This is a genomic window from Streptomyces sp. GQ60, assembly GCF_059758875.1.
In genome coordinates this window covers 341,392-366,828 of record NZ_JCAXEG010000001.1, presented here as the reverse complement: position 1 = coordinate 366,828, position 25,437 = coordinate 341,392, and the positions used below count along the sequence as shown (strand labels likewise).

The following is a 25,437-nucleotide window of genomic DNA, read 5'->3' as shown; positions in this document are numbered from 1 at the left end:
TCACATGGAATCCGCGTCCGGGCCACAGTGAATGACGAACGGCGCTCTAATGTCTCGCGAGTGCTCAAGCTCTCTGTTGTCGTGCCGTTCTTCAACGTGCAGACGTATGCGCCGGACGCCCTGAAAAGCCTCGAACTCAACGCTCGGGACGATTTCGAGTTCCTGCTCGTCGACGACCGCTCGACGGACGGGACGCCCGCGCTCCTGGAGCGGGCGGCCCGCGAACTGCCCGGCGCCGTGCACCTCAGACACGAGCGCAACGGCGGCCTGGCGACGGCGCGGAACACCGGTCTGGACGCGGCGCGCGGCGAGTACATCGCCTTCCTGGACGGGGACGACTGGCTGGCTCCGGGCCACCTGGCCCGCACCCTGACTGCCATCGAGGCCCTGAGCTGCGATTTCGTCCGGACCGACCATGTCCAGTGCACGGGCAGGACGCGCAGTGTCCAGCGCGTCCCCTACGGGCCGGAGTCGGTGGTGGCCGATCCGCGGACCGGGATCCTGCCCGTGGCCCGCGCGACCTCGGTCGACTATCCGTACGCCTGGGCGGGGATGTACCACCGGCGGCTGCTGGACCGCGGGCTGCTGCACTTCACGGACGGGCTGCGGACGGCGGAGGACCGGCCGTGGATCTGGCGGCTGCACCGGGAGGCGGAGTCCTTCGCGCCGGTCGGTCTGCCCGGAATCTTCTACCGTCGCGGGATTTCCACCTCGCTGACACAAATCGGCGACGAGCGCCAGCTCGATTTCATTCGGGCATTCGATCAAGTTCTGTCAGAAACAGCCGCCGACCGGGAATCCGACCTCCTCCTCCCGAAGGCCGTCCGAACATATTGCGCAATTATCGCGCACCATGTCGGGTCCATCGAAAGGTTCGAAGCACCCGTGGCCAGAAAACTCCGCTCGATGAGCGCGGCCGCACTCGGCAGAATGCCCCAGCAGGTCCTGGACCAGACCCTGGACGCGATGGACGGCGACCGCGCGGCCCTGCTCCGTCGGCTGCGCCGCCGCGCCACGGCCGGATCCGCCCCCTCGGCCGCCTCGGCCCCCGCCGGGGTGACGGCGTGAACGTCACCCAGATCTTCCTGGCCTCCACCCTCTACGGCACGGCCACCCTCGCCGCCGCCCTCGACGCGGGCCTCTTCCCGCCCGCCGTCCGCCGGATCCTGCTGACCAGCAACCACTCCCTCACCGCCGAGATCGCCCCCGGCCTGACCTCCGCGCCCGGCTTCGAGACCCTGAGCACCCGTTTCGACGCGGTCCTCGACTGGAACGCCGTCATCGCCCCGCAGCACCCCAGCACCTGGAGCCCGCGCGCCGACGACGTCCCGCTGTGGGAGCGCCAGTTGCGCTCCTCCTGGGGCCTGGGCGACGACCGCGTCGAGCTGGTCGTGGAATCGCTCCAGGTGCCGCCCGCCCAGAGCCTGTGCCGGCTCTTCCCCGGGGCGGCCATAGAGGTCTACGCCGACGGGCTGATGAGCTACGGTCCCACCCGCTTCCGACTCGATCCCGGGCTCGGGATGCGCGTACGGCGGGTGCTGCACCTGGACCTCGTACCGGGCTTGGAGCCGCTGCTGCTGACCGAGTTCGGCGTACGCGCCGAGGCGGTCCCGGCCGCCGCCTTCCTGAAGGTCATCGGCGAACTCGAAGCGGCGGTGGAGGCACCGATGCCGCCGGCTGCGCCGGCCCGCGCGGCGGACGAGGCCCCCGCGCTCCTCCTCGGCCAGTACCTCTCCGCCCTCGACCTGGTGCCGGCCGCCGAGGAGGAGGAACTGCACGTGGAGATGGTCCGCGGCGCGCACGCGCTGGGCCACCGCGAGATGGTCTTCAAACCGCACCCCAGCGCCCCCGCCGCCTACTCCCGCCGGGCGGAGGAGGAGGCCGAGCGGCTCGGCGTCCGGCTCACCGTACTGAGTGCCCCGGTGCTCGCCGAGACCCTCTACGAGCGGCTGCGCCCGGCCCTGGTCGTCGGCTGCTTCTCCACGGGCCTGCTGACCGCCGCCACCCTGTACGGGCTCCCGGTGGCCCGGACCGGCACGGGAGCCGTACTGGCGCGGCTGTCCCCGTACCCGAACAGCAACCGGATCCCGCTCGTACTGGCCGACGCCCTGCTGCCCGACCTCGCGGACCCCGCGGCCGTACGCGCCTGGACCCCGCCGGGGCCCGAACGGGTGGCGGCCGAGCTGGCGGGCCTGGTCACGGCGGTGGGCTTCACCATGCAGCCCAAGATCCTTGCGGAGCGCCGCGCGGAGGCCGAGCGCTGGCTGACCGCGCACCTGACCCCGGAGACCTGGCGCTACGTCACCCGCCGCCGGCTGACCGCCCTGGGCCTGCCGGGCGGCATCCCGGCGCAGCTGTCCTTCCTGCCCCGCAGCCGCGCGGCCCGCCGGGTCGCCCGGCTGCTGCGCCGGGCGGTCGGCTAGCGCCTGTGCCGGCCGGACCGAGGAACACGAACCTAGACCCGTTCCAGCGGGCGGTGAGGGGGTGGCGGGGGCTCGACCCGGACGGAATCGCCGGGGCGGACGATCCCTCCACGGCGGACCACAGCCATGACGCCGCACTTGAACGTGAACTCGCCGGACGAGGGGTCGATGGCGAAGACCTCGCCGAGCAGACCCGTGCGGAAGTCGTTGATCTTCGAGCACGGGTTGCGCCCTCCGCGTGTCGTCGTTCTGCGGCCGGTCGATCATAGAGGCGGTGCGAGCAGCCGGCGCCGCGGGCTACGGGGTGACCACGACCTCGTCCACGCGGCTCGCCGCCCGGAAGTCGGCCGCGTCGGCGGGTAGGTACCGGGCCTCCCAGAAGCCGGTCCGGTCGGCCGGGAACTCCTCGCCGAAGGTGCCGTCGGCGGCGGTCTGCGAGGTGCCCATGAGCTTCCAGGCCGTTTCGCCGGCCGGCAGGAAGTAGTAGTGCACCGGCCGGTTCGCGAAGGGCTCCCAGGCCTGTCCGTGCCGGGTCAGCTTTCCGGCGACCGCGATCGGCCGGCCCTTTCCGACCGTCTTGGGCGCGGCGTCGAAGACCGGGATGGCCGTCACGGTCCGCACGGCCCGGACGGCGGGCGTCGCGGAGCCGTGGACGGTAGGGGTGCCCGCGTACCGCATCCGTACGAAGCCCGGGCCCGGGTAGTGCAGCGTGGCCGCCACCTGCGCCGGGGCGTTGTCTCCGGGCCCGGTGGCCACGTCCACGCTCTGGCGGGTCGTCCATCCGGTCGCGCCGTCGGCGGAGTACTCCACGTCCACCGTCAGCGAGGTGACGCCGGCCGGGATCCCACGGCGGTCGAAGCGTGCCGTGACCCGCACGTTCTTGGACGCGTCCGCCTCGGCCGCGAACTCGGCGAAGGCGGTGCCCGCCGTGGTGTCCACGGTGACGTTCATGTTGTTCGTGCTCAGCCAGGGCGTGTTGTCCTGGGTCTTCCACGTGGTGTCCCCGCGGAACTGCCGGACCACGGTGAACCGGCCGGCGTCGTCGGTACGGGCGGACGCCCCGCCCGCGCTGATCGCCGCTCCGGCGGGGACCGGCTTCCACGTGCCGTCGGCCGACTCCCAGGTGACGGTGCCGCTGACCTCGGCGTCCGTTCCGTAGGGGCCGGTGAGGCTCGGGGAGTCCAAGGCGATGCGCGCGCTCACGGCCCCCACGGGGACCGGCACCGATTCCTCGCCCCTGACCCCGTCCACCTCGGCCGCGAGGTGGAGGAACGTCCGGTAGAAGTCTTCGCCGTCACCGTTCTCGGCACCGGAGACCGTCACCTTCGATTCGAAGCGCCCCCGCGCGTCGGTGGCCAGCGGCGTCGTGACGGAGCCGGTCCTGACCGTGAACGTGCCCGTGAACGGCTTGGTCGAGCCGGTGCGGGGGTCGTGGACCTTGATGTACCCGGACACCACGGTGTCCGGGTAGGCGAGGGACACCACGTTCGCGGCCTGTACGTGGTCGAAGTACGGCCGCGCCCGCTGGTCCGGAGCCGCCCCGTCCTCGTGGCGGACGGCCGGTGCCGAGGAGTCGGCGGCCTGGGCGGCCGTGGTCACGGTCAGTACGGCCAACGAGGCGGTCACCGCGCAGAGCAGGGCGCGGACGCGCTTCTTCATGGGTCCCCCGGGATTGATTCTCTGATCAATGAGGGGACCGCCCGGCGCGCCGGATGGTTGTACGGCGAAACGGTCGAATCGGGCGGATCAGCTCACGGCGAGCTTCGCGGCGAACCCCAGGAACAGCACGCCCGCCGCCGAGCTGGCCCCGGCGGCGAGCCGCTTGCGGCGCCGGAAGGCGGCCGCCAGGCGGTTCCCGCCGAAGATCAGCGTGGTCAGGTAGACGAAGCTGCCGAGCTGCATCAGGCCGCCCAGCAGCAGGAAGGACAGCGCCGGGTAGGAGTAGGCGGGGTCCACGAACTGCACGAAGAAGGACATCAGGAAGAGGATGGCCTTCGGGTTGAACACGCTGATCAGCAGCGCCCGCCGGTAGGGCCGCTCCGTGTCGCCGGCCTTCACCTCGGCGGCCGCCGCGGGGGCCGCCGGGGCGCCCGCTCCCGCACCCGCACCCGCACCCGCCCCGGCGCGCTCGCGGCGGGCGCGCCACATCGTCCACGCGCCCCGCAGCATGCCGAAGGCGAGCCAGGTCAGGTACCCGGCGCCGAGCAGTTTGACGATGCCGAACAGCATCGGGCTGGTCTGCAGCAGCGCCCCGGCGCCGACCGCGGCCAGGGTCATGAGCAGGGCGTCTCCGGTGAACACGCCCGCGGCGGCCCGGTACCCCTGGCGGACCCCGCCGCGCGCGGCGACGGAGAGCACGTAGAGCGAGTTCGGCCCCGGCAGCAAAATGATCAGCACCAGGCCGGCGAGATACGTCGGAAGATCTGTGACACCCAGCATGCGCAGGAGTGTCCCATGGGGACGCACCTGTCGCGCCACTCCGTTCCACGGATCGGGACCGAACCGGAACGCGCCGCGCTCACCAGCCGGAATCAGCCGGCACGTACGTCCCCCACACCTCCCGCAGCGCCCCGCACACCTCCCCCACCGTGGCCCTGGCCCGCAGCGCCTCCCGCATCGGATGGAGCACGTTCTCCGTGCCCGCCGCCGCTTCCCGGAGCGCCGCCAGGGCCTCGTCCACGGCCGGCCCGTCGCGCCCCGCCCGCAGCGCGGCCAGGCCCGCCCGCTGCCGGTCCTCGATCCCCGGGTCCACCCTCAGCGGCTCGTACGGCTCCTCCTCGTCCAGCGCGAAGCGGTTGACCCCGACCACCACCCGCTCGCCGCTCTCGGTCTCCCGGGCGATCCGGTACGCGTTCCGCTCGATCTCCGCCTTCTGGAAGCCCGCCTCGATCGCGGCCACCGCCCCGCCCATCGCCTCGACCCGTGCCATCAGGTCGAGCGCCGCCGCCTCCACCTCGTCCGTCATCCGCTCCACCGCGTAGGACCCCGCGAAGGGGTCGACGGTGTGCGGCACGTCCGTCTCGTACGCCAGCACCTGCTGGGTCCGCAGCGCGAGGCGGGCCGACTTCTCGGTGGGCAGCGCGATCGCCTCGTCGAAGGAGTTGGTGTGCAGCGACTGGGTGCCGCCCAGCACCGCGGCCAGGCCCTGCACGGCGACGCGCACCAGGTTGAGCTCCGGCTGCTGCGCCGTCAGCTGCACCCCGGCGGTCTGGGTGTGGAAGCGCAGCATCAGCGATCTGGGGTCCCGGGCCCCGAACTCCTCGCGCATGACGCGGGCCCAGATCCGCCGGGCCGCGCGGAACTTCGCGACCTCCTCCAGGAGGGTGGTGCGGGCGACGAAGAAGAACGACAGCCGGGGCGCGAACGCGTCGACCTCCATCCCGGCGGCCAGCGCGGTCCGTACGTACGCGATCGCGTCGGCCAGCGTGAAGGCGATCTCCTGCGCGGGCGAGGCCCCGGCCTCGGCCATGTGGTAGCCGGAGATGGAGATGGTGTTCCACTTGGGGAGCTCGGCCCGGCAGTAGCGGAAGGTGTCGGCCGTCAACCTCAGGGAGGGGCCGGGCGGGAAGATGTACGTCCCCCGTGCGATGTACTCCTTCAGCACGTCGTTCTGGACCGTGCCGGTCAGCAGGGCGGGCTCGATCCCCTGCTCTTCGGCGACCAGTTGGTAGAGCAGGAGCAGCGGTGCGGCCGGCGCGTTGATCGTCATCGACGTGGACACCCGGTCGAGCGGGATCCCGTCGAACAGCACCCGCATGTCCTCGACCGAGTCGATCGCGACGCCCACCTTCCCGACCTCGCCGTGCGCGAGCGGGGCGTCGGAGTCGTGACCCATCTGGGTGGGCAGGTCGAAGGCCACGGACAGCCCCGCGGCGCCGCCCGCGATGAGCTGCCGGTAGCGGGCGTTGGACTCGGCGGCGGTGCCGAACCCGGCGTACTGGCGCATGGTCCAGGGCCGTCCGGTGTACATCGTCGGGTAGACGCCCCGGGTGTACGGGTACCCGCCCGGCTCCCCCAACTCGGTCCCGGGGTCCCAGCCGGCGAGGTCGTCCGGCCGGTAAACGGGCGCGATCGGGATCCCGCTCTCGGTGTGCCGCTCCATGTGACGCGCTCCTTCGTGGCTCCGAGGGGCCCGGGGCTGATAAAACGTCTCCGCGGCGGCCGCGCGGCGGCCGCTGGTCACAATGGCGCAACATCGCGGCCGTCTCTGCAACTGTCCACGCCCGCGAGGCATCACCTAGATACACACGTAGAAATCGGGGGACCGCAATGCACCGCCAGAGAGCAATAGTTCGCGCACTGGGCCTGGCCACCGCCGTCGCGCTTGCCGCGACCGCCTGTGGGCCGCAGAAGACGGAGTCCACGGGCTCCGGTTCTTCGGCGCCCGCATCGCCCACGGCGGCCGCCTCTCCCGACGCCTCTCCGTCCACGGACGGCAAGCCGGGCGACCCCTCGCCGTCCGCGTCCCCGTCGACGTCCGCGTCCGCGTCGCCCTCGCCCTCCGCGTCGCCCTCGCCGACCGTCAAGCAGGTCATGGCGAACGGCGACGACAGCGAGCTGGTCCGCGAACTGCAGGCCCGGCTGCGCCAGCTCAAGCTGATGACGGTCGCGCCGACCGGCTTCTACGGTTCGAAGACGACCGCGGCGGTCAAGTCCTTCCAGTCGAAGAACGGCCTGGCGGCCACCGGCGGCGTGGACGAGCCCACCTGGAAGAAGATCCAGAAGGCCAGCAAGAAGCCGACGGCCGACGAGCTGCGCCCGCCGACCGTCAACGAGCCGGACGCGCCCGACGCGCGCTGCATGACGGGCCAGGTGATGTGCATCAGCAAGGAGAGCCGCACCCTCTCCTGGATGATCGACGGGAAGGTCGTCTCCACGCTGGACGTGCGCTTCGGCTCGGAGAACACCCCGACCCGCGAGGGCCAGTTCAAGGTGGAGTGGAAGGCCAAGGACTGGACGTCGACGCTCTACCACACGCCGATGCCGTACTCGATGTTCTTCAGCGGCGGCCAGGCGGTGCACTACTCGGCGGACTTCGCCGCCCGCGGCTACGCCGGCGCCTCGCACGGCTGTGTGAACGTCCGGGACAAGGCCAAGCTGGCGAAGATGTTCGACGCGATGAAGGTCGGCGACAAGGTCGTCGTCTACTGGTAACCCGCCGGGGGCCCGGCGCGAGGGCGTCCGGGCCCGGGGCCGACGGTCGGAAGTCGAGGGCGCGGGCGGGATCGGGGGAACGAATCCCGCCCGCGCCGGTTGCGCAGAGCCCAGGGGTACGGGGGGAACCCCGGCTCATGCGCGGCCGATGACCAGTCGGCTCATTACGTACTGCGCCACCGGTTCGAAAAGTGTTACAGCCGGGGTGCGAACCGTTTCAGGCCAATGTCCGATACCCGGTCCCGGGCCGGTTTCCGGGCGGTTTCCAGGGCCCGTTCCCGCATCCCGTCCCGTCCTCGGACGGGACCCGTCTCACCGGCGGTCGCCCGCGTCCGGGGGCGCCGGCGAGGCGGTCCGGGCCGGCGCCAGCTCCAGGGAGCGCGACGGGGAGCTCGGCGTATCGCCGCGCGAGCCGCCGTCCGGGGACATGCCGAGCGTCACCTCGCAGTAGCGCGGAACCCGCAGCAGGCCCTTGGCCAGGCGCACGAGCCGCTCGCGGCCGGCGTCGTCGAGCCGCCCCGACCGGTAGTCCCGGCACAGCTCCACCGCTCCGGTGCGGCTCTCCCGTTCCCGGTCGGCCGTCCCGGCCGTCGCGCCGTCGGTGCCGCCCTGGAGGGACCGGTCGTGGCCGTCCCCGCCTGCGGTCGAGCCGCTCGCGGACGGTCCCGTACCGGTGCCGCCGCTCGCCCCGGTGGCGGCGCCGGGTCCCGTCGGCGTACGTCCTTCCGTGCCCGGGGTGCCGCTCGGGCTCGGGCTGCCGCTCTGGCCCTCGCCGCCGGGCGGCGCGGTGGTGGGGGGCGGTGCGAAGGGTGTCGCGTACCCGCTGTCCGCCAGGGGCGCCGAGGAGGATCCGACCGACACCGAGACGGCCGGCAGCCGGCCGGCGGCGTCCCGGGTGTCCCGGTCCAGCAGTCCGGTGCCGGCGGCGGCCGCCAGGCCGCCCACGGCGACGCTCGCCACCGCGGCCGCGAGGACGAAGCGGACCGGCCGGCCGCGCCGGGAGCGGGTTCCGGCCGGGCCGGAAGACGGGGCGAGCTCGACCACCGTGCCCGCGGAGCCGAACAGCTCGGCGTCCGGAGCCCGGGTCTGGAGATCCGCCCGGAGTACGGAGCCGCGCGCGCGGAACGCCGCCACGGCGGCGGCCTCTCCGCGCAGTTCCCCGGGCAGCCCGCCGACGGCCGCGGGCGGCGGCTCGGCCAGCGCGTCGAGGGCGGCGCGCAGCCGCTCGGCCCGCACCCGGGCGTGGTGCTCGGCGCCAGGTGCGGCCGGTTCTCCGCGCAGCAGTCTGTCCGCCGCGGCTTTGTCCAGCCACCTGTCGCGCTCGTCGGCCATCACATGTCCTTCTGCGTCCGCCAACGTGAATGCGTCACACCGGTTTGCTCTACGAGGCCCGCGGCGCGGGCCCGCTGCGCCGGTACGGCGTCCAGGTCCCGCCCGCCCCCGGCGCCCCGTGCGCGACTCCCGTCATTATCGCCGAGGCCGCGCCCCCCTCCGGAGCCGACGCCGACGGCGGGGCCGGGGCCGAGGGCGGAGCCGGGGCCGATGCCGGACTCGGGGTCGCCGTCGGGGTCGAAGCCTTCGTCGGCGCCGAGCAGCTCGGCCAGCTTCTTCAGGCCCCGGTGCGCGGCGGTGCGTACGGCGCCCGGGCGCTTGCCCAGGGTCTCGGCCGCGCTCTTGGCGTCCAGGCCGACGACCACCCGCAGGACGACGGCCTCGGCCTGGTCCTGCGGGAGCTGGGCTATGAGTTCCATCGTGCGGCAGGTGGAGAGGGACTCCATGGCCTCGCCGGCGGTGTCCGATTCGGCGGCGTGGCCCGTCAGCTCGGTCTCGTCCCCGCCGACGGCGGGCCGGCGCCCGCGCATCCGGATGTGGTCGAGGGCGCGGTTGCGGGCGATGCGGGCCGCCCAGCCGCGGAAGCGGTCGGCGTCGCCGGTGAAGGAGTCGAGGTCGCGGGCGATCTGCAGCCAGGCCTCGGAGGTGACGTCCTCCGCGTCGCCGTCACCGACGAGCGTACGGACGTATCCGAGCAGGCGCGGGTGCACGGAGCGGTACACAGAACGGAACGCGAGCTCGTCGCCGTCTTGTGCCGCGAGCACCGCGGTGGTCAGCTCCGCGTCGTCCCCCAGCAAAATCCCCAACCCGTTCACAGTCCCGTGTGTGTGGCGCAAATCAGCACGTTACGGCCTTCAAGCACCTTCGTCCACGAGTTGTACAACGCGCAACCATCCCTGCGCGGAGCGAGGTGTGACACAAAACGCACCGAAGACGCTGACAGGGGTGCGGGCTTGTCGCACGAGTCCGCGACGGATGGCGGCCGGGGCCTCTCCTGTGGGGGGTGGCGGCCTCGGTCGCCCTCCCCTTTCCCGCCGCCTCCGCGGCCATCATGCCCCGGCCTCCCGAGGGCGCCCCGAGCGGCCCCGCAGCCGGTCCGACAGGCGGGCCCGTCATCCTTTCGGCTCACTTCCGAGTGAAATCCCGGAATGGGTACGACACACCCGGCTCCGCGTCGATAGCGTGGCGGGACACCCGCGCCACGCCACGAGGAGCCCCCCGCTGTCCAGCCACCTTCCGGCACAGGCCCGCGGAGGCTCCGACCCGTCCCACGGCTCCCACCCCGTGCACGGCGCCACCCCCTTCGACGGCTCCAGCCCTTTCGACGACTGCGGTCTCACACGGTTCAACGCGCTGTCCCCCGAGGTCGCCCACTCCGCCCTGCTGCACTGCTGCGGCAGCGGGCGCTGGGCCCACCGGGTGGCCGCCCACCGCCCTTACCCCGACTTCGGCGCGCTACTCGCCGCCGCGGACGAAGCTTCGTACGACCTCTCCCAGACCGACCTCTCCGAGGCGCTGGCCTGCGAGTTCCCGCCGGAGCTGGAGCACGGGGCCGCGTACGCCGCGCTCCTGGCGCTCGACGCGGCGCACGCGGAGTACGAGCGCACCTTCGGCCACGCCTTCGTGATCTGCCTCGACGGGACCACCCCGGCGGAGCAGGCGGACCAGCTGCTGGCCGCGATCCGGCGGCGGATGGAGCTGGACGTGGACGAAGAGCGCGCGATCTCCGCGGACGAGCTCCGTCGCGTCGCGCAGGTCCGGCTCGCCGACCTGACACACTGGCTGACCTCGGCGGATGGGGTATCTGCCGCCGAATTCGGGCTATTCGCCCCTGTGGGATAGTCCGTCCGTGCCTGTTTGATCACACCGATGGCCCCCGCGCGAGGGAACCGACAAAGCGTCGCTACGATGTCCGGGGCCGGAGGACCGTACCCGGCCGGGCCCGACCGACAAAGAAGCCGGCTGGCCCCCGCCCCGCTTCCGGAGGGTTTTCCGTGCCGGCTGGAACGTTGTACCGCGGCCGGGAAGGAATGTGGTCCTGGGTGGCTCATCGAGTCACCGGCGTCCTCATTTTCTTCTTCCTGTTCGTACACGTCCTCGACACCGCTCTCGTCCGCGTCTCTCCTGAGGCGTACGACGATGTCGTGGCTACCTACAAGACTCCGATCGTCGCGCTGCTGGAGTACGGCCTCGTCGCCGCAATCCTGTTCCACGCGCTCAACGGTCTCCGTGTCATCGCCGTGGACTTCTGGTCCAAGGGCCCCCGCTACCAGAAGCAGATGCTCTGGACCGTGGTGGGCATCTGGGTCGTGCTGATGGTCGGGGCCCTGTACCCCGTCCTCGGACACGCGTACCTCGAACTGTTCGGGAAGTGACACTCATGTCTTCTGACACTTCTTTCGAAAAGGCCGTCGGTGACGTGGAGGGCGTGTCCCTCTACGACGTCGACAACCCGGCGCCGTACATCGAGGCCCCGCGCAAGCGCACCAGCAAGACCCCGCGCTCGACCCGGGGCAACTTCGAGATGGTCGCGTGGCTCTTCATGCGCCTCTCGGGCATCGTGCTCGTCGTCCTGGTCCTCGGCCACCTGCTGATCCAGCTCGTCCTCGACGGCGGAGTCTCCAAGATCGGCTTCGCCTTCGTGGCCGGCCGCTGGGCCTCCCCGTTCTGGCAGGGCTGGGACCTGCTGATGCTGTGGCTCGCGATGCTGCACGGCGCGAACGGTCTGCGGACCGTCATCAACGACTACGCGGAGCGCGCCAATACGCGTCTGTGGCTCAAGGGCCTGCTCTACACCGCCACGGTGTTCACCATTCTTCTGGGCACGCTGGTGATCTTCACCTTCGACCCGAACATCCGCTAGGCAACGGGGCTGAGGCGAAACCAATGAAGATCCACAAGTACGACACCGTCATCGTCGGGGCGGGCGGCGCAGGCATGCGCGCCGCCATCGAATCGACGAAGCGCAGCCGCACCGCCGTGCTGACCAAGCTCTACCCCACCCGCTCCCACACGGGCGCCGCGCAGGGCGGCATGGCCGCCGCGCTCGCCAACGTGGAGGACGACAACTGGGAGTGGCACACCTTCGACACGGTCAAGGGCGGTGACTACCTGGTCGACCAGGACGCCGCCGAGATCCTGGCGAAGGAGGCCATCGACGCGGTCCTCGACCTGGAGAAGATGGGCCTGCCGTTCAACCGCACCCCGGACGGCACCATCGACCAGCGCCGCTTCGGCGGGCACTCCCGCAACCACGGCGAGGCACCGGTCCGCCGGTCCTGCTACGCCGCGGACCGCACCGGTCACATGATCCTCCAGACCCTCTACCAGAACTGTGTCAAGGAGGGCGTGGAGTTCTTCAACGAGTTCTACGTCCTGGACCAGCTCCTGGTCGAGGAGGACGGCGTCAAGAAGTCGGCCGGCGTGGTCGCGTACGAGCTCGCCACCGGCGAGATCCACGTGTTCCAGGCGAAGTCCGTCATCTACGCCTCCGGCGGCACCGGCAAGTTCTTCAAGGTGACCTCCAACGCGCACACCCTCACGGGTGACGGCCAGGCGGCCTGCTACCGCCGCGGCCTGCCGCTGGAGGACATGGAGTTCTTCCAGTTCCACCCGACGGGCATCTGGCGCATGGGCATCCTGCTGACGGAGGGCGCCCGCGGTGAGGGCGGCATCCTCCGCAACAAGGACGGCGAGCGCTTCATGGAGAAGTACGCGCCGGTCATGAAGGACCTCGCGTCCCGTGACGTCGTCTCGCGCTCCATCTACACCGAGATCCGTGAGGGCCGCGGCTGCGGTCCCGCCGGTGACCACGTGTACCTGGACCTGACGCACCTGCCGCCGGAGCAGCTCGACGCGAAGCTCCCGGACATCACCGAGTTCGCGCGCACGTACCTGGGCATCGAGCCGTACACGGACCCGATCCCGATCCAGCCCACCGCGCACTACGCCATGGGCGGCATCCCGACGAACGTCGAGGGTGAGGTCCTGATGGACAACACCACCGTCGTCCCGGGCCTGTACGCGGCCGGCGAGGTCGCGTGCGTGTCGGTGCACGGCGCGAACCGCCTGGGCACCAACTCGCTGCTGGACATCAACGTCTTCGGCAAGCGCTCGGGCATCGCGGCGGCCGCGTACGCCCACGCCAACGACTACGTCGAGCTGCCCGAGAACCCGGCGCAGCAGGTCATCGACCTGGTCGAGCACCTGCGGTCCTCCACGGGCAACGAGCGGGTCGCGGACCTGCGCCTGGAGCTCCAGGAGACGATGGACGCCTGCGTGATGGTGTTCCGCACCGAGCAGACGATCAAGACCGCGGTCGAGAAGATCGCGGAGCTGCGCGCGCGCTACAAGAACGTGTCCGTCCAGGACAAGGGCAAGCGCTTCAACACGGACCTGCTGGAAGCCATCGAGCTGGGCAACCTGCTCGACCTGGCGGAGGTCATGGCCGTGTCCGCGCTGGCGCGCAAGGAGTCCCGCGGCGGTCACTACCGCGAGGACTACCCGAACCGCGACGACGTCAACTTCATGCGCCACACCATGGCGTACCGCGAGGTGGACGACAACGGCCAGGACTCGGTCCGCCTGGACTACAAGCCGGTCGTCGTCACCCGCTACCAGCCGATGGAGCGTAAGTACTGATGGCCACCCCGACCCTCAGCAAGACGGACCAGATGGAGGCGGCGGCCGCCGCCTCGCCCTTCATCACGGTCACGTTCCGGATCCGCCGGTTCAACCCGGAGATCTCGGAGGAATCGACCTGGCAGGACTTCCAGATCGAGATCGACCCGAAGGAGCGCGTGCTCGACGGTCTCCACAAGATCAAGTGGGACCTCGACGGCACGCTGACCTTCCGCCGCTCGTGCGCGCACGGCATCTGCGGCTCCGACGCGATGCGGATCAACGGCAAGAACAGGCTCGCCTGCAAGACGCTGATCAAGGACATCAACCCGGAGAAGCCGATCACGGTCGAGGCCATCAAGGGCCTGACGGTGATGAAGGACCTCGTCGTCGACATGGAGCCCTTCTTCCAGGCGTACCGGGACGTCATGCCGTTCCTGGTCACCAAGGGCAACGAGCCGACGCGCGAGCGCCTGCAGTCCGCCGAGGACCGCGAGCGCTTCGACGACACCACGAAGTGCATCCTGTGCGCCGCGTGCACCTCCTCGTGCCCGGTGTTCTGGAACGACGGCCAGTACTTCGGCCCGGCGGCGATCGTCAACGCGCACCGCTTCATCTTCGACTCGCGCGACGAGGCCGGCGAGCAGCGGCTGGAGATCCTGAACGACAAGGACGGCGTGTGGCGTTGCCGCACGACCTTCAACTGCACCGACGCCTGCCCGCGAGGCATCGAGGTCACGAAGGCGATCCAGGAAGTGAAGCGCGCCCTCATCACGCGCCGCTTCTGATTTCTTGACGGACTCCGTCCGTCGGCGGCCGAGGCCGTTCTCCGTACGAGGGCCCCGCGCCCGGTGTTCGCACCGGGCGCGGGGCCCTCGGCATGCCGGCACCGGGTCCGCCAACGCGCTTCCCGCGCACGGCGGTTGGAGGCACGCGGCGGCAAGCGCCCTATGGAGGCGGTGGAGCCTGTGAAATCATCGGGACCATGAGCGAGCAGCAGCCGAATCCGTACGCGAGCGACCCGGGCCAGGGCGACGACTACAAGTGGGGCCCGGGAACCCCGAGTTACGGCTACCCGCAGCCCTATCCCCAGCCCCCGGCCTACCAGCCGACCATCGGCGGAGCGGGCATCCCGGCCCAGATGCCGCCCATGCCCGCCATGGGGTACCCGGCCGCCGGACTCTCCCTGGGCGACATCACGATCGCCGGCGACCAGATCATCACCCCGTCGGGCCCGATGCCGCTCAGGGGCGCGATGTGGAACGCCACGGACTTCTCGCGGACGGAGGAGAAGATCCCGGCGCACGCGATCGTGCTGGCCGTCATCTTCTTCCTGTTCTGCCTGCTCGGCCTGCTCTTCCTCCTGATGAAGGAGCGCCGCACGACGGGGTACATCCAGATCACCGTCAACAGCGCCGGCCGCCACCACTCCACGATGATCCCCGCGGTGGACCCCGGCACGTACATGTGGGTCATGAGCCAGCTCAACCAGGCGCGTGCGCTGAGCATGTGAGCCCGGCCGGGCGGGAATCCGGTGGCGGGACGGGAACCGGTGCCCGAGGATCACCGGATGATCCTTTCTCATGATGTGGACGGCCCCGCGGATGCCCCGGCCGTCGTACTGCTCCATTCCTCCGTGTGCGACCGGCGGATGTGGGAGCCCCAGTGGCCGCCGCTGCTCGCGGCCGGGTTCCGGGTGGTCCGGCCGGACTTCCGGACCTGCGGGGACTCCCCCGCCGCCGAGGCCCCGTACAGCGACCACGGGGACGTACGGGAGCTGCTGGACCACCTGGGCATCCGGCGGGCCGCGTTCGTCGGCAGCTCCTACGGCGGGCGGGTGGCGCTGACGCTGGCCGCGCTGCGTCCGGAGCTGGTGAGCGCGCTGGCGCTGCTCTGCCCCGCCCGGCCCGCGCAGCGGCGCGGCCCCGCACTGCTCGCCTTCAACGCCGCCGAGGCCGCCCTGGTGGACGCCGGCGACCTGGAGGGCGCGGCCGGGCTCAACGCCCGCCAGTGGCTCGGCCCGGACGCCGACGAGGCGGCGCACGCCCTCGTACGGGCCATGCAGCTCGGGAACCTTCGGGGCTCCCTGACCGCCGGGGACCACGAGCTCCCCGAGCCCGCCTTCGAGCCGGCCGCCCTCACCGCCCCCGTCCTCGCCGTCGGCGGCGCGCACGACATCCCCGACTTCCGGGACGTGCCCGCAGAGCTCGCCTCCCTCCTGCCCCGCGCCGTCCACGTGGAACTGCCCTGGGCCGGCCACCTGCCGAACCTGGAACGCCCGGCGGAGGTCACCCGGTTGCTGCTGGACTTCCTTCCCGGCCGCTGACCGGACCCCCTCCGCCCATTGCCTTGAACCTGTTCAAAAAGAGGTCTACAGTCAGTGCCGTCAGCAGTTGAACACGTTCAAGGGGGCTGAGGGCAATGGACCTCACCGTGGTCGCGTACGTCATCTACCTGCTCATCAGCATCGGACTCACCGTCTGGGTGGCCCGCACGCTCAGCCGCAACGGCCGCGTCTTCATCGGAGACGTCCTCCAGGGGAACGAGAAGCTCGCGGACGCCGTCAACCAGCTCCTGGTGGTCGGCTTCTACCTCGTCAACATCGGCTTCGTGACCCTCTACCTGCGGTCGGCCGAGGAGATCGTGGCGGCCCGCGGCCTCTTCGAGGCGCTGTCGGTCAAGCTCGGAGTCGTCCTCCTGGTCCTCGGCTTCATGCACCTCGGGAACGTCTGGGTGCTGAACAAGATGCGCCGCCGCGGAATCATGGAGCGTCAGCAGATTCCGCCGGTCGCCCCCCAGGGGTGGACCGCGCCCGCCGGGGCCTGATCCCGGTGGCCACCGCCGTGACCCGGCACCTGACGGTGCTCTACGACGCGAACTGCCCGCTCTGCGTCCACATCCGGCACTGGCTGCTCGGCCGGCGTTGGCTGGTGCCGCTCCGGCTCGTCCCCGCGGCCTCCTTCGAGGCGCAGCGGCTGTACCCGCGGCTCGACCACGCCTCGACGCTGAGGGAGATCACCGTCATCGGCGACACCGGCCAGGTGTGGACCGGTACGGACGCCTTCATCGTCTGCCTGTGGGCGCTGGCCGAGCACCGGCCGAAGGCGAACTGGCTGGCCACCCCGGCCGGCCGGCCCTTCGCCAGGGCGGCCATGTACACCGCCTCAACCTGGCGCGAAGCGGTACGGGACGGCTCGGCGGCCGTCGGGGCGCCGGCCGGGGAACCGGCTGGGGCCCCGGCCTGTGACGACCACTGCTCCGCGCCCGGATAGGCTCGTGCACCGTGACTGATCAGAAGGCTCCCAAGAGCGAGCAGACCCGCACGCTCATCCTCGAAACCGCGCTCCGCCTCTTCCAGGAGCGCGGCTTCGACAAGACGACGATGCGCGGTATCGCCAAGGAGGCCGGAGTATCGGTCGGCAACGCCTACTACTACTTCGAGTCCAAGGAACACCTGGTCCAGGGGTTCTACGACCGGATCGGCGCCGCCCATCTGGCGGCGGTCCGGCCGATCCTGGACAACGAGACCGATCTGCAGAAGCGGCTCGCGGGCGTACTGACCAGCTGGCTGGACATCGCCGCGCCGTACCACGAGTTCGCCTCGCAGTTCTTCAAGAACGCCGCGGACCCGGAGAGCCCGCTCAGCCCGTTCTCCCCGGAGTCGGAGGCGGCCCGCAAGCAGGCGATCGACATGCACCGCGAGGTGCTGGCCGGGGCGAAGACGAAGGTGCCCGACGAACTGGCCGACGTACTGCCGGAGCTGATGTGGCTCTCGCAGATGGGCCTGGTCCTCTACTGGGTCTTCGACCGCTCCCCGGACAGCGAGAAGACCCGGCGGCTCGCACAGCGCGGCGCGCAGCTCACGACGCGGGGCATCATCCTGGCCCGGTTCCGGGTGCTGCGGCCGCTGGTGCGGGAGGTGCACGAGCTGTTCACGGACTTCCTGCCGGGCATGGCCCAGACGGCCGTGTCCCGTCCGGGCCGCAAGCGGGCCTCCGACCCGGACGCGGGCCCGGAGGAGGGGCCGGAGGAAGGCCCGGCCGCGTGACCCGGTCCTACAGCCAGTCGAGCTCCCACAGCCGCCACACGCCGGTGCCGTCCGAGAGGTACTGGGCGCCCGTGACGGCCTCGCGGGACATCACGTAGTCCTTCTTCTGCCAGATCGGCAGCATCGGGACCTGCTGGGCGACCAGCTTCTGCAGGTCGCGGAAGTCGTTGGCGGCGGCGCCGCGGTCCGAGAAGGACTGGGTGCGCGTGATGAGGTCGTCGACGGCCTTGTCGGAGTAGCCGTTGTTCATCGAGTTGTCGGCGCCGACGAGCGGGGCGAGGAAGTTGTCCGCGTCCGGGAAGTCGGCGATCCAGCCGATGGTGTAGGCGTCGAACTCGCCCGCCGCGTAGGCCTTCTGGAAGTCGCTCCACTTCTCGACCGGCTTGATGGTCAGGTGGAACAGACCGGTGGACTCCAGCTGCGCCTTCAGCTCCTCGGCCTCGGCGACGCTCGAGCCGCGCACGTTGACCCCGAGGGTGATCGCGACGGGGCCGGTGATCCCGGCGTCCTTGAGCAGCTTCTTCGCGGTGAGCCCGTTCGGCGAGGGATAGGCGTCGAAGAACGGCGTGCTGTGGCCGGAGATGCCCGCCGGGACGAGGGAGTAGAGCGGGGTGACGGTGCCCTTGTAGACCTCGGTCGCGACCTTGGCCCGGTCCACGATCGCCGCGACGGCCTGACGGATGGCCGGCTGGGCCACCGGGGAGCCGGGACGGAGGTCGAAGACCATGCTGCGGATCTCCGTACCGCCCGAGGCCTGGTACCGGGTGTCCTCCAGGCCCGGGTTCAGGCCGGCCAGGACCGCCGGGGGCATGTCGCGGTGGGCGACCTCGATGCCGCGGTCGGTCCAGGCCTGTTCGAGCTGGGCGGAGTCCTTGAAGTACCTGACGGTGACCGCGCTCTCGGAGACCTTGCCCTGACCCTTGTACGAGGTGTTGGGCTCGAGCTCGGCGCTCGCGCCGGCCGTGTAGCCGGCGAGGGTGAAGGGGCCCGAGCCGTCGACCTTCTCGCCCTCGCGCAGGGCCTTGGCCGGGTACTTGTCCTTGTCCACGATCGAGGCGGCGCCCGTCGCGATCTTGAACGGGAAGGTGGCGTCCCCGGCGGAGAGGTTGAAGGTGACGGTGCGGCCCTCGGCCTTGACCGACTCCAGGGTGTTGAACAGCGGCGCCGGACCCTGGTCGGAGTTGATCGCCTTGATCCGGTCGAAGGAGTACTTGACGTCCTCGGCGGTGATCGCGCGGCCGGAGGAGAACGTCACGTCCTCGCGCAGCTCGCACTGGTACGTGGTGAGCTTGTCGCCGATGAAATTGCAGGCGGAGGCCGCGTCGGGCACCGGGGTGTCCGAACCGGGCTTCATGGTCAGAAGCGACTGGTAGACGTTGCTGAACAGCGCCCAGGATCCCGCGTCGTACGCCCCGGCGGGGTCGAGGGAGGAGACCACGTCGCTCGTGCCGACGCGGATCGGCTCCCCGCCCCCGGCCTGCGGCAGCAACTGCCAGGCGGCGACGGATCCCACGCCGAGGACCAGCCCGGCCGCGATGACTTTCGAGCGGACAGACCGCAACATCCTTGACTCCACCCCGTGCGGCCGCACACCGAAGTGTGCGACCAGTTATCCGATTATCGGTCACATCCCATCATGGAAAACCGGCCTCGGGAAGGCCGGTTCCGTGCGTGGCGCAGAGGGTTCGGGCGGTTCAGGCCTGATATGAGGCGAGTTCGACGACTGTGATGTCCGACGGCGCGCCGACCCGGACCGGCGGCCCCCAGGCGCCCGCGCCGCGCGAGACGTACAGCTGGGTGTCCCCGTAGCGTTCCAGCCCGGCGACGGTGGGGTTGGCGAGCTCGGCGACGTACTCGCCGGGCCAGAGCTGGCCCCCGTGGGTGTGGCCGGACAGCTGGAGGTCGACGCCGTGCCGGACGGCCTCGTCGATGACCACGGGCTGGTGGGCGAGGAGTACGGAGCTGCGGGCGCGGTCCCGGTCGCCCAGGGCCGCCTGGAAGTCCGGGCCGTTGCCCTCGCTCTCGCCCGCGATGTCGTTGACCCCGGCGAGGTCGAAGTACGGGAGCTCGCGGCGGGCGTTCTCCAGCGGGGTGAGGCCGAGCTCGCGGACGTGGTCGACCCACTGCTGGGCGCCGGAGAAGTACTCGTGGTTGCCGGTGACGAAGTACGAGCCGTGGCGCGCGCGGAGGCCGCGCAGCGGTTCGGCGGCGGGGGCGAGGTCGTGGACGCTGCCGTCGACGAGGTCGCCCACGATGGCGATGAGGTCGGGCTGAGTGCGGTTGATGGTGTCGACGATGCGGGCGCTGTGGGCCCGGCCCAGGATCGGGCCGAGGTGGATGTCGCTGACGACGGCGATGCGGAAGCCGTGGGCCGCGCGGGGCAGCTTGGCCAGCGGGACCTGGACCCGCTTGACGCGGGGGCCGCGGAGGACTCCGTACGTGCCGTAGCCGACGGTGCCGGCCGTCGCGGCGGCGGCCGTGCCGGCCACGATCCGCGCGAAGCGTCGGCGGCTGACGCCGGACGGGGTGGGCTCTGCCGGGGTGGCCGCCGCGGGGTCCGCCTCCGCGGGGGTGGCTTCCGCCGTGTTGGCCCCCGCCGGGTTGGCCTCCGCCGGGTGCTGCCCGGCCGGGGCTGTGGGTCCGGCGGTGGTTTCGAGGGTGGCCTGCGGCGAGGTTCCCCTGCCCGCCCCTTCCCGCCGCGCCGCATCGTGCGGCTCCGCCGCGTGGCGGCGCTCCGCCCCGGGCCCCGGAGCGGACACGCCTTCGGCGGCCGGGGTGCCGGCGGGCCGGGCCCCGGAGTCCGCCCGGACGGTGTCCGCGGGGGCGGTCCGGGTCGCGGCCCTCGTGCGGCGGCGGAGCCATACCGCCCGGACGGGCTCGGCCACGAGCATCGCCAGGGTGAGGTAGAGGAGGACGGCGAGCCAGAGGTAGCCGGGCCAGGCGACCGTGCGCTCCAGCCAGAAGGGGGCTCCCGCGCGGCCCGCGACGAGGGCGGCCAAGGCAAGGAGCGGGAGGGCGAAGGCGAGGGCGGTGCCCGCGCGGCGGATGCCGCCGCCGGGTGCCGTGGTGTCGCGGACCAGCCGGATCCAGAGCCAGCGGTGCACCAGGACCAGGAGGGTCACGACCAGCAGCGCCACGGCCGCGACGAGGACGATCGTCATGCTCCCGCCTCCGTACGTGATTCACGCCGCAGAGCCCGCACCCCGCGCAACCCGATCACTCCGACGGCCGTCCCCAGGAGAAAGGACACCACCGCCAGGAGAAGGTGGACCCAGAAGTACCCGGTCGGGTCCCCCGCGTCGTCGAAGGCCAGACCACCGCCGTCCTTCCACAGGTTCCGGACGAAAGACACCCAGATGAACCAGCTCCACACCCCGAAGGCGAGCAGGAACCAGGAAGCGGCGCGGCTGAGTCTCATGACCTCAGTATCGGTTTCGTCCCCGGGACGGACGCGCCGGGGTGGGCTGTCCCGGCGGTGGTTGCGGCGGGTTGGCCGGTCCGTGACGCTAAGCACAGCATCGGGATGTACTTTCACCTGCGTGTCTGCCAAGAAGACCGCGTTGACGGTCCTTTCCGCCGCGCTTCCCGCCCTGCTCGTCCCGGCGCTGCTGGCCTCGCCCGCGTACGCCGCGCCGACGCCGCCGGCGGACGGGAAGGGGCAGCCGCCGAAGGCGCCCGCGCCGCCCGCCTCCATGTCCACGGTCGGCGGCGCGTCGCTCGGGCAGCCCGGTACGCAGGTCAACCTGCTGCCCGGCGCGCCCGCTCTGCCGACGAGCCTGACGGGCCGTTCGTGGATCGTGGCCGACGCCGAGACCGGCGAGGTCCTCGCCTCGCACAACGCGCACTGGCGGCTGCCGCCCGCGTCGACCATGAAGATGCTCTTCGCCGACACCGTGCTGCCCGGTCTGCCCAAGGACCAGGTCCACAAGGTCAGCCAGGAGGAGCTGGAGGGGGTCGGCTCCGGCTCCAGCCTGGTGGGCATCAAGGAGGACGCCGAGTACAGCGTCCACGACCTGTGGCTCGGCGTGTTCCTGCGCTCCGGGAACGACGCCGTGCACGTGCTTTCGGCCATGAACGGCGGCGTCGAGAAGACCGTCAAGGACATGCAGGCGCACGCCGAGGAACTCCAGGCCCTGGACACGCACGTGGTGTCCCCGGACGGCTACGACGCTCCGGGCCAGGTCTCCAGCGCCTACGACCTCACCCTCATCGCCCGCTCCGGTCTGCAGAAGCAGGACTTCCGGGAGTACTGCGGCACGGCCAGCGCGAAGTTCCCCGGCCGGCAGGAGGCGGGGAAGCCGCGCGAGACCTTCGAGATCCAGAACACCAACCGGCTGATGACCGGCGCCGGCGGCCTCTCCCCCTACAAGGGGATCGCCGGGGTGAAGAACGGCAACACCACGATGGCCGGCTCCACCTTCACCGGCGCCGCCCAGCGGGGCGACAAGAAGCTCCTGGTCACGGTGATGAACCCGGGGACCGGTGGCGCCAACTCCGTGTACCAGGAGACGGCCGACCTGCTCGACTGGGGGTTCGCGGCGAGCGGGAAGGTCAAGCCGGTGGGCGAGCTGGTGCCGCCGAAGAGCGCGGACACCACCTCCCACGGCTCCCCCGCCCAGTCCCACGAGAACAACCCGTCGGCGTCCGGAGCGGACTCCGGCGGCGGGGTCGGTACCGCCTTCGGCGTGGCGGGCGGGGTGCTGGCCGTGGTGGCCGGCGGGGCCTACGCGGTCAACCGGCGCTGGCCGCGGGGGCACGGCCGCCGGGCTCGCGGCCGGGTTTAGCGGAGCCGCCGGGCTCCGGGCCCGGCTCCGGGTCCTCCACGCCGTCCCCGTCCGCGTCGTCCCGGCTCGCGGTCCACGCCGCGCAGAACAGCAGCAGCTTCGCCGTGAGGTTGATCCAGATCAGCAGCGCGATCGGCACGCCGAAGGCCCCGTACATGCTCTTCGTGGCGACCTCCCGCATGTAGCCGCTGATCAGCAGCTTCAGCAGCTCGAAGCCGGCCGCGCCGAGGAGGGCCGCCTGGATCAGGCGGCGCCGGGGCGGCTCGACGCCCGGGAGCAGGGTCAGCACGTAGAGCAGGAGGAGGAAGGCGGCCAGCACTCCGACGAGGAAGGCCCCGCCCCTCAGCAGGCCGCCGCCCGCGCCGTCGCGCGGTACGCCCAGCCACGCCCCGGCCTTGCCGACCGCGCTGGAGCCGAAGATCGAGGCGGCGGCCGAGCACAGGACGACGCCGCCCAGGCCGATGAGGACGAGCGCGTCCTTGCCCTTGCGGACGAAGGGGTTGCCCTCGTCCTCGTCGTCCTTGTCCCACACCGCCCGCAGGCAGTCCCGCATCGAGCCGACCCAGCCGATGCCGGTGAAGAGGAGCAGCCCGGCGGCGACCAGGCCGACCGTGCCGGCGTTCGCGACGAGGGCGTTGATGTCGAGCTGGTCGGAGATGCCGGGGACCTGCTCGGCGAGGCTCTTCTGGAGCCGGTCGAGCTGGTCCTGGGTGAGCAGTCCGGCGCCGATCGCGGCGGCCACGGTGATCAGCGGGAAGAGGGCCAGGAAGCTGATGAAGGTGATGGCCGCGGCGAGCCGGCTCCAGTGCACGCGGTCGAGCCGCTGGTACGAACGCCACAGGTGGGTCCGCATCAGGGCGGACACCAAGGGCCCGATCAGCGGGAGTTTCGTCAGCCAGTCCATACGGTCACCGTAAATGAGCTGTCGTAAATAGCCGGGATTGCCGCTTTTTGGGACTACGGTCGTCGATTGTGACTTTTCGCCCGACGGCTCGGCCGTTCCACGCCCTGGTCCTGCGAAGGATCAGCTTCCGGTTCCGGTTCCTGCGTCAGGAACGGCGTACGGTCGCCTCGCCCGCGGCAGCCGCCGCACTGTTGTCGGTGGCCGATCCGAGCTGCGCCGGCACACCGCTCGCCCCACCGCTTGCCCCGTTGCCGAACGGATATTCCCGCAGCTTGCGCCAGACTCCGTCCGAGCCCTGCTCGTAGAGGGCGAACCCGGAGCAGGTCCACTCCGCCGCGTACTCGGCGAGGCTGCCGAACGCCAGGTCCATCGCCTCCTCGGAGATCCCGTGGGCGACCGTGACGTGCGGGTGGTACGGGAACGAGAGCTCCCGGCTGAGCGGCCCGTCCGGGTCGCGGATCTGGCCCTGGAGACGGGTGCAGTCGGAGCCGCCCTCGACGACCTGGACGAAGACCACCGGCGAGAGGGGGCGGAAGGTGCCCGTGCCGGCCAGCCGCATCACGAAGGGGCGGCCGACGGCCGCGACCTCGGCCAGGTGGGCGCGGATCCCGGGAAGCCGGTCCCCGGACACCTCCGTCGGCGGTACGAGGGTGACGTGCGTGGGAATGCCGTGCGCGGCGGCGTCCCCGAAGCCGGCTCGCAGCTCCTGAAGGCTGCTGCCGTACGGCTCCGGGACCGCGATCGAAACGCCGAGCGTTACGGTCCCCACGTAGCTCTCCTCCGCCTGTAGTCCTGTGCGTGGTCCCTGCGACGCGTGTGCGTCGCACGAGTGCTGCCGCCCCAGTGTGGCGGCAGCACCCCCCAGATCGCCAGGGCCCTCTTTCTCTTCCGTCCCCGTCAGTGCTTCGCGGGGAGGAAACCGAGGTGGTCGTACGCCTGCGCCAGGGTCTCGGCGGCGACCGCCCTGGCCTTCTCCGCGCCCTTGGCCAGCAGGGAATCCAGGGTCTCCGGATCGTCCAGGTACTCCTGGGTGCGCTGCTTGAAGGGTGTGACGAAATCGACCATCACGCCGGCCAGATCGGTCTTGAGCGCGCCGTAGCCCTTGCCCTCGTACGAGGCCTCCAGAGCCGGGATGGACTCCCCCGTGAGAGTGGAGTAGATCGTGAGCAGGTTGCTGACGCCGGGCTTGTTCACCGCGTCGAAGCGGACCACGGCCTCGGTGTCGGTGACCGCGCTCTTGATCTTCTTCTCGGTGGCCTTGGGCTCGTCGAGGAGGTTGATCAGGCCCTTGGGCGACGAAGCCGACTTCGACATCTTGATCGCCGGGTCCTGGAGGTCGTAGATCTTCGCGACCTCCTTGACGATGTGCGCGGAGGGGAGGGTGAAGGTCTTCCCGAAGCGCTGGTTGAAGCGCTCGGCCAGGTCGCGGGTCAGCTCGATGTGCTGGCGCTGGTCCTCGCCGACGGGGACGGCGTTCGCCTGGTAGAGCAGGATGTCCGCGACCTGGAGGATCGGGTACGTGAACAGGCCGACGGTGGCGTTGTTGGCGCCCGACTTCGCGGACTTGTCCTTGAACTGGGTCATCCGGCTGGCCTCGCCGAAACCGGTGATGCAGTTCATGACCCAGCCGAGCTGCGCGTGCTCGGGCACGTGGCTCTGGATGAAGAGCGTGCAGCGCTCGGGGTCGAGACCGGCGGCGAGGAGCTGCGCGGCGGAGAGCCTGGTGTTCGCGCGGAGATCCTTGGGATCCTGCGGCATGGTGATCGCGTGCAGGTCGACGACCATGTAGAAGGCGTCGTGCGTCTCCTGCAGGGCGACGTACTGGCGGATGGCTCCGAGGTAGTTCCCGAGGTGGAACGAACCGGAGGTGGGCTGGATGCCGGAGAGCGCGCGAGGACGATCAAAAGCCATGGCCCCATTCTCTCAGGTGTGACACCGGGCTCGGCCCCGCCGCTGGCCGGAACCGGGCGGGTCGCTCCGGGCCCGCCCGGCCCCGGCACGGGTACCGGGCGGTAGCGGCCCGTCCGGATCTTGCCTCGGCCGAGCGACCGCTTTCCGTTGCGGACCGGGGGGACACCGCTGCGCGGGGCTTCGCGGGCGCCGCCCACACCCGCGCCTCAAACGCCGGCGGGGCTGGATGTGGCCGGCGTTTGAGGCGCGGGTCAGGGCGGA

At 71.3% G+C, this 25,437-nt stretch carries 25 protein-coding genes and 1 pseudogene; 14 read left to right on the top strand and 12 right to left on the bottom strand.

All coding sequences use genetic code 11. The annotated features are described in order from the left end of the window. The first annotated feature begins 60 nt into the window (after positions 1 to 60). On the top strand, positions 61 to 1,068 hold the full coding sequence (locus AC6CKD_RS01800) for a glycosyltransferase family 2 protein (RefSeq protein WP_498324672.1): 1,008 nt from the start codon (positions 61 to 63) through the stop codon (positions 1,066 to 1,068). Continuing rightward, positions 1,065 to 2,423, top strand: a complete 1,359-nt coding sequence (locus tag AC6CKD_RS01795) for a polysialyltransferase family glycosyltransferase (protein ID WP_498324671.1) — start codon at positions 1,065 to 1,067, stop codon at positions 2,421 to 2,423. The genes AC6CKD_RS01800 and AC6CKD_RS01795 overlap by 4 nt, the downstream gene beginning before the upstream one ends. A 32-nt stretch (positions 2,424 to 2,455) precedes the next feature. Here the strand turns inward: AC6CKD_RS01795 and AC6CKD_RS01790 are convergent. From AC6CKD_RS01790 to AC6CKD_RS01775, 4 genes and pseudogenes are all read right to left on the bottom strand, one after another. After that, positions 2,456 to 2,659: pseudogene (locus AC6CKD_RS01790) on the bottom strand (MOSC domain-containing protein); the annotation flags it as partial. A 61-nt stretch (positions 2,660 to 2,720) separates the two neighbouring features. Further along, positions 2,721 to 4,082, bottom strand: coding sequence for a hypothetical protein (locus AC6CKD_RS01785; RefSeq protein ID WP_498324670.1), 1,362 nt, complete (start codon positions 4,080 to 4,082; stop codon positions 2,721 to 2,723). An 87-nt stretch (positions 4,083 to 4,169) separates the two neighbouring features. Then, the gene (gene leuE, locus AC6CKD_RS01780) at positions 4,170 to 4,862 is read right to left on the bottom strand and encodes a leucine efflux protein LeuE (protein ID WP_498324669.1); all 693 of its coding nucleotides are present in this window, start codon (positions 4,860 to 4,862) and stop codon (positions 4,170 to 4,172) included. A gap of 79 nt (positions 4,863 to 4,941) precedes the next feature. Further along, complete coding sequence (locus AC6CKD_RS01775) at positions 4,942 to 6,525, bottom strand: acyl-CoA mutase large subunit family protein (protein ID WP_498324668.1); 1,584 nt, start codon at positions 6,523 to 6,525, stop codon at positions 4,942 to 4,944. A 167-nt stretch (positions 6,526 to 6,692) separates the two neighbouring features. Between AC6CKD_RS01775 and AC6CKD_RS01770 the strand changes: the two genes are divergently transcribed. Then, positions 6,693 to 7,577 (top strand): L,D-transpeptidase family protein, encoded by an 885-nt coding sequence (locus AC6CKD_RS01770; protein WP_498324667.1) that lies wholly within the window; start codon positions 6,693 to 6,695, stop codon positions 7,575 to 7,577. A gap of 312 nt (positions 7,578 to 7,889) precedes the next feature. Here the strand turns inward: AC6CKD_RS01770 and AC6CKD_RS01765 are convergent, their stop codons facing one another. After that, the gene (locus AC6CKD_RS01765) at positions 7,890 to 8,909 is read right to left on the bottom strand and encodes a hypothetical protein (protein WP_498324666.1); all 1,020 of its coding nucleotides are present in this window, start codon (positions 8,907 to 8,909) and stop codon (positions 7,890 to 7,892) included. Next, on the bottom strand, positions 8,909 to 9,706 hold the full coding sequence (locus tag AC6CKD_RS01760; RefSeq protein WP_498325393.1) for an RNA polymerase sigma factor: 798 nt from the start codon (positions 9,704 to 9,706) through the stop codon (positions 8,909 to 8,911). Before AC6CKD_RS01760 ends, AC6CKD_RS01765 begins: the two co-directional genes overlap by 1 nt. Before the next feature lie 385 nt (positions 9,707 to 10,091). Between AC6CKD_RS01760 and AC6CKD_RS01755 the strand changes: the two genes are divergently transcribed. The 10 genes from AC6CKD_RS01755 to AC6CKD_RS01710 all read left to right on the top strand — a co-directional run bounded on the left by AC6CKD_RS01755 (position 10,092) and on the right by AC6CKD_RS01710 (position 17,577). Continuing rightward, the gene (locus tag AC6CKD_RS01755) at positions 10,092 to 10,751 is read left to right on the top strand and encodes a 2-oxo-4-hydroxy-4-carboxy-5-ureidoimidazoline decarboxylase (protein WP_498324665.1); all 660 of its coding nucleotides are present in this window, start codon (positions 10,092 to 10,094) and stop codon (positions 10,749 to 10,751) included. 152 nt (positions 10,752 to 10,903) lie between these two features. Further along, the gene (sdhC, locus tag AC6CKD_RS01750; RefSeq protein WP_266880720.1) at positions 10,904 to 11,284 is read left to right on the top strand and encodes a succinate dehydrogenase, cytochrome b556 subunit; all 381 of its coding nucleotides are present in this window, start codon (positions 10,904 to 10,906) and stop codon (positions 11,282 to 11,284) included. 5 nt (positions 11,285 to 11,289) lie between these two features. Continuing rightward, positions 11,290 to 11,772 carry a succinate dehydrogenase hydrophobic membrane anchor subunit gene (locus AC6CKD_RS01745; RefSeq protein ID WP_498324664.1) on the top strand — a complete coding sequence of 161 codons (483 nt, stop codon included), beginning with the start codon at positions 11,290 to 11,292 and terminating at the stop codon, positions 11,770 to 11,772. Positions 11,773 to 11,795: 23 nt separating this feature from the next. Further along, entirely contained in the window at positions 11,796 to 13,550 is a 1,755-nt protein-coding gene (gene sdhA, locus AC6CKD_RS01740; RefSeq protein WP_498324663.1) for a succinate dehydrogenase flavoprotein subunit, read from the top strand. Further along, positions 13,550 to 14,317, top strand: coding sequence for a succinate dehydrogenase iron-sulfur subunit (locus AC6CKD_RS01735; protein ID WP_266905268.1), 768 nt, complete (start codon positions 13,550 to 13,552; stop codon positions 14,315 to 14,317). Before sdhA ends, AC6CKD_RS01735 begins: the two co-directional genes overlap by 1 nt. A gap of 197 nt (positions 14,318 to 14,514) precedes the next feature. Continuing rightward, positions 14,515 to 15,042, top strand: a complete 528-nt coding sequence (locus AC6CKD_RS01730; protein WP_498324662.1) for a hypothetical protein — start codon at positions 14,515 to 14,517, stop codon at positions 15,040 to 15,042. A gap of 57 nt (positions 15,043 to 15,099) precedes the next feature. Then, a complete protein-coding gene (locus tag AC6CKD_RS01725; protein ID WP_498324661.1) occupies positions 15,100 to 15,855 on the top strand; it encodes an alpha/beta fold hydrolase in 756 nt (251 codons plus the stop codon). 95 nt (positions 15,856 to 15,950) lie between these two features. Next, positions 15,951 to 16,355, top strand: a complete 405-nt coding sequence (locus AC6CKD_RS01720; protein WP_498324660.1) for a hypothetical protein — start codon at positions 15,951 to 15,953, stop codon at positions 16,353 to 16,355. After that, positions 16,331 to 16,801 carry a thiol-disulfide oxidoreductase DCC family protein gene (locus AC6CKD_RS01715; RefSeq protein WP_498324659.1) on the top strand — a complete coding sequence of 157 codons (471 nt, stop codon included), beginning with the start codon at positions 16,331 to 16,333 and terminating at the stop codon, positions 16,799 to 16,801. Before AC6CKD_RS01720 ends, AC6CKD_RS01715 begins: the two co-directional genes overlap by 25 nt. Positions 16,802 to 16,812: 11 nt before the next feature. After that, positions 16,813 to 17,577, top strand: coding sequence for a TetR family transcriptional regulator (locus AC6CKD_RS01710; protein ID WP_478687129.1), 765 nt, complete (start codon positions 16,813 to 16,815; stop codon positions 17,575 to 17,577). A 7-nt stretch (positions 17,578 to 17,584) separates the two neighbouring features. On the opposite strand, the gene AC6CKD_RS01705 is transcribed toward AC6CKD_RS01710, so the two are convergent. From AC6CKD_RS01705 to AC6CKD_RS01695, 3 genes are all read right to left on the bottom strand, one after another. Continuing rightward, positions 17,585 to 19,138 carry an ABC transporter substrate-binding protein gene (locus tag AC6CKD_RS01705; RefSeq protein WP_498325392.1) on the bottom strand — a complete coding sequence of 518 codons (1,554 nt, stop codon included), beginning with the start codon at positions 19,136 to 19,138 and terminating at the stop codon, positions 17,585 to 17,587. Between the two features lie 133 nt (positions 19,139 to 19,271). After that, positions 19,272 to 20,738, bottom strand: coding sequence for a metallophosphoesterase (locus AC6CKD_RS01700; protein WP_498324658.1), 1,467 nt, complete (start codon positions 20,736 to 20,738; stop codon positions 19,272 to 19,274). Further along, the gene (locus AC6CKD_RS01695) at positions 20,735 to 20,995 is read right to left on the bottom strand and encodes an SCO4848 family membrane protein (protein ID WP_478687131.1); all 261 of its coding nucleotides are present in this window, start codon (positions 20,993 to 20,995) and stop codon (positions 20,735 to 20,737) included. The genes AC6CKD_RS01700 and AC6CKD_RS01695 overlap by 4 nt, the downstream gene beginning before the upstream one ends. Before the next feature lie 121 nt (positions 20,996 to 21,116). Between AC6CKD_RS01695 and AC6CKD_RS01690 the strand changes: the two genes are divergently transcribed. Beyond that, entirely contained in the window at positions 21,117 to 22,361 is a 1,245-nt protein-coding gene (locus AC6CKD_RS01690) for a D-alanyl-D-alanine carboxypeptidase family protein (RefSeq protein ID WP_498324657.1), read from the top strand. On the opposite strand, the gene AC6CKD_RS01685 is transcribed toward AC6CKD_RS01690, so the two are convergent. The 3 genes from AC6CKD_RS01685 to trpS all read right to left on the bottom strand — a co-directional run bounded on the left by AC6CKD_RS01685 (position 22,309) and on the right by trpS (position 25,176). Then, a complete protein-coding gene (locus AC6CKD_RS01685; RefSeq protein WP_498324656.1) occupies positions 22,309 to 23,265 on the bottom strand; it encodes a YihY/virulence factor BrkB family protein in 957 nt (318 codons plus the stop codon). The genes AC6CKD_RS01690 and AC6CKD_RS01685 overlap by 53 nt on opposite strands. Positions 23,266 to 23,410: 145 nt before the next feature. Beyond that, positions 23,411 to 24,034, bottom strand: a complete 624-nt coding sequence (locus tag AC6CKD_RS01680; protein ID WP_498324655.1) for a 2'-5' RNA ligase family protein — start codon at positions 24,032 to 24,034, stop codon at positions 23,411 to 23,413. Positions 24,035 to 24,162: 128 nt separating this feature from the next. Continuing rightward, positions 24,163 to 25,176 carry a tryptophan--tRNA ligase gene (gene trpS, locus AC6CKD_RS01675; protein ID WP_498324654.1) on the bottom strand — a complete coding sequence of 338 codons (1,014 nt, stop codon included), beginning with the start codon at positions 25,174 to 25,176 and terminating at the stop codon, positions 24,163 to 24,165. Between the last annotated feature and the right edge of the window lie 261 nt (positions 25,177 to 25,437).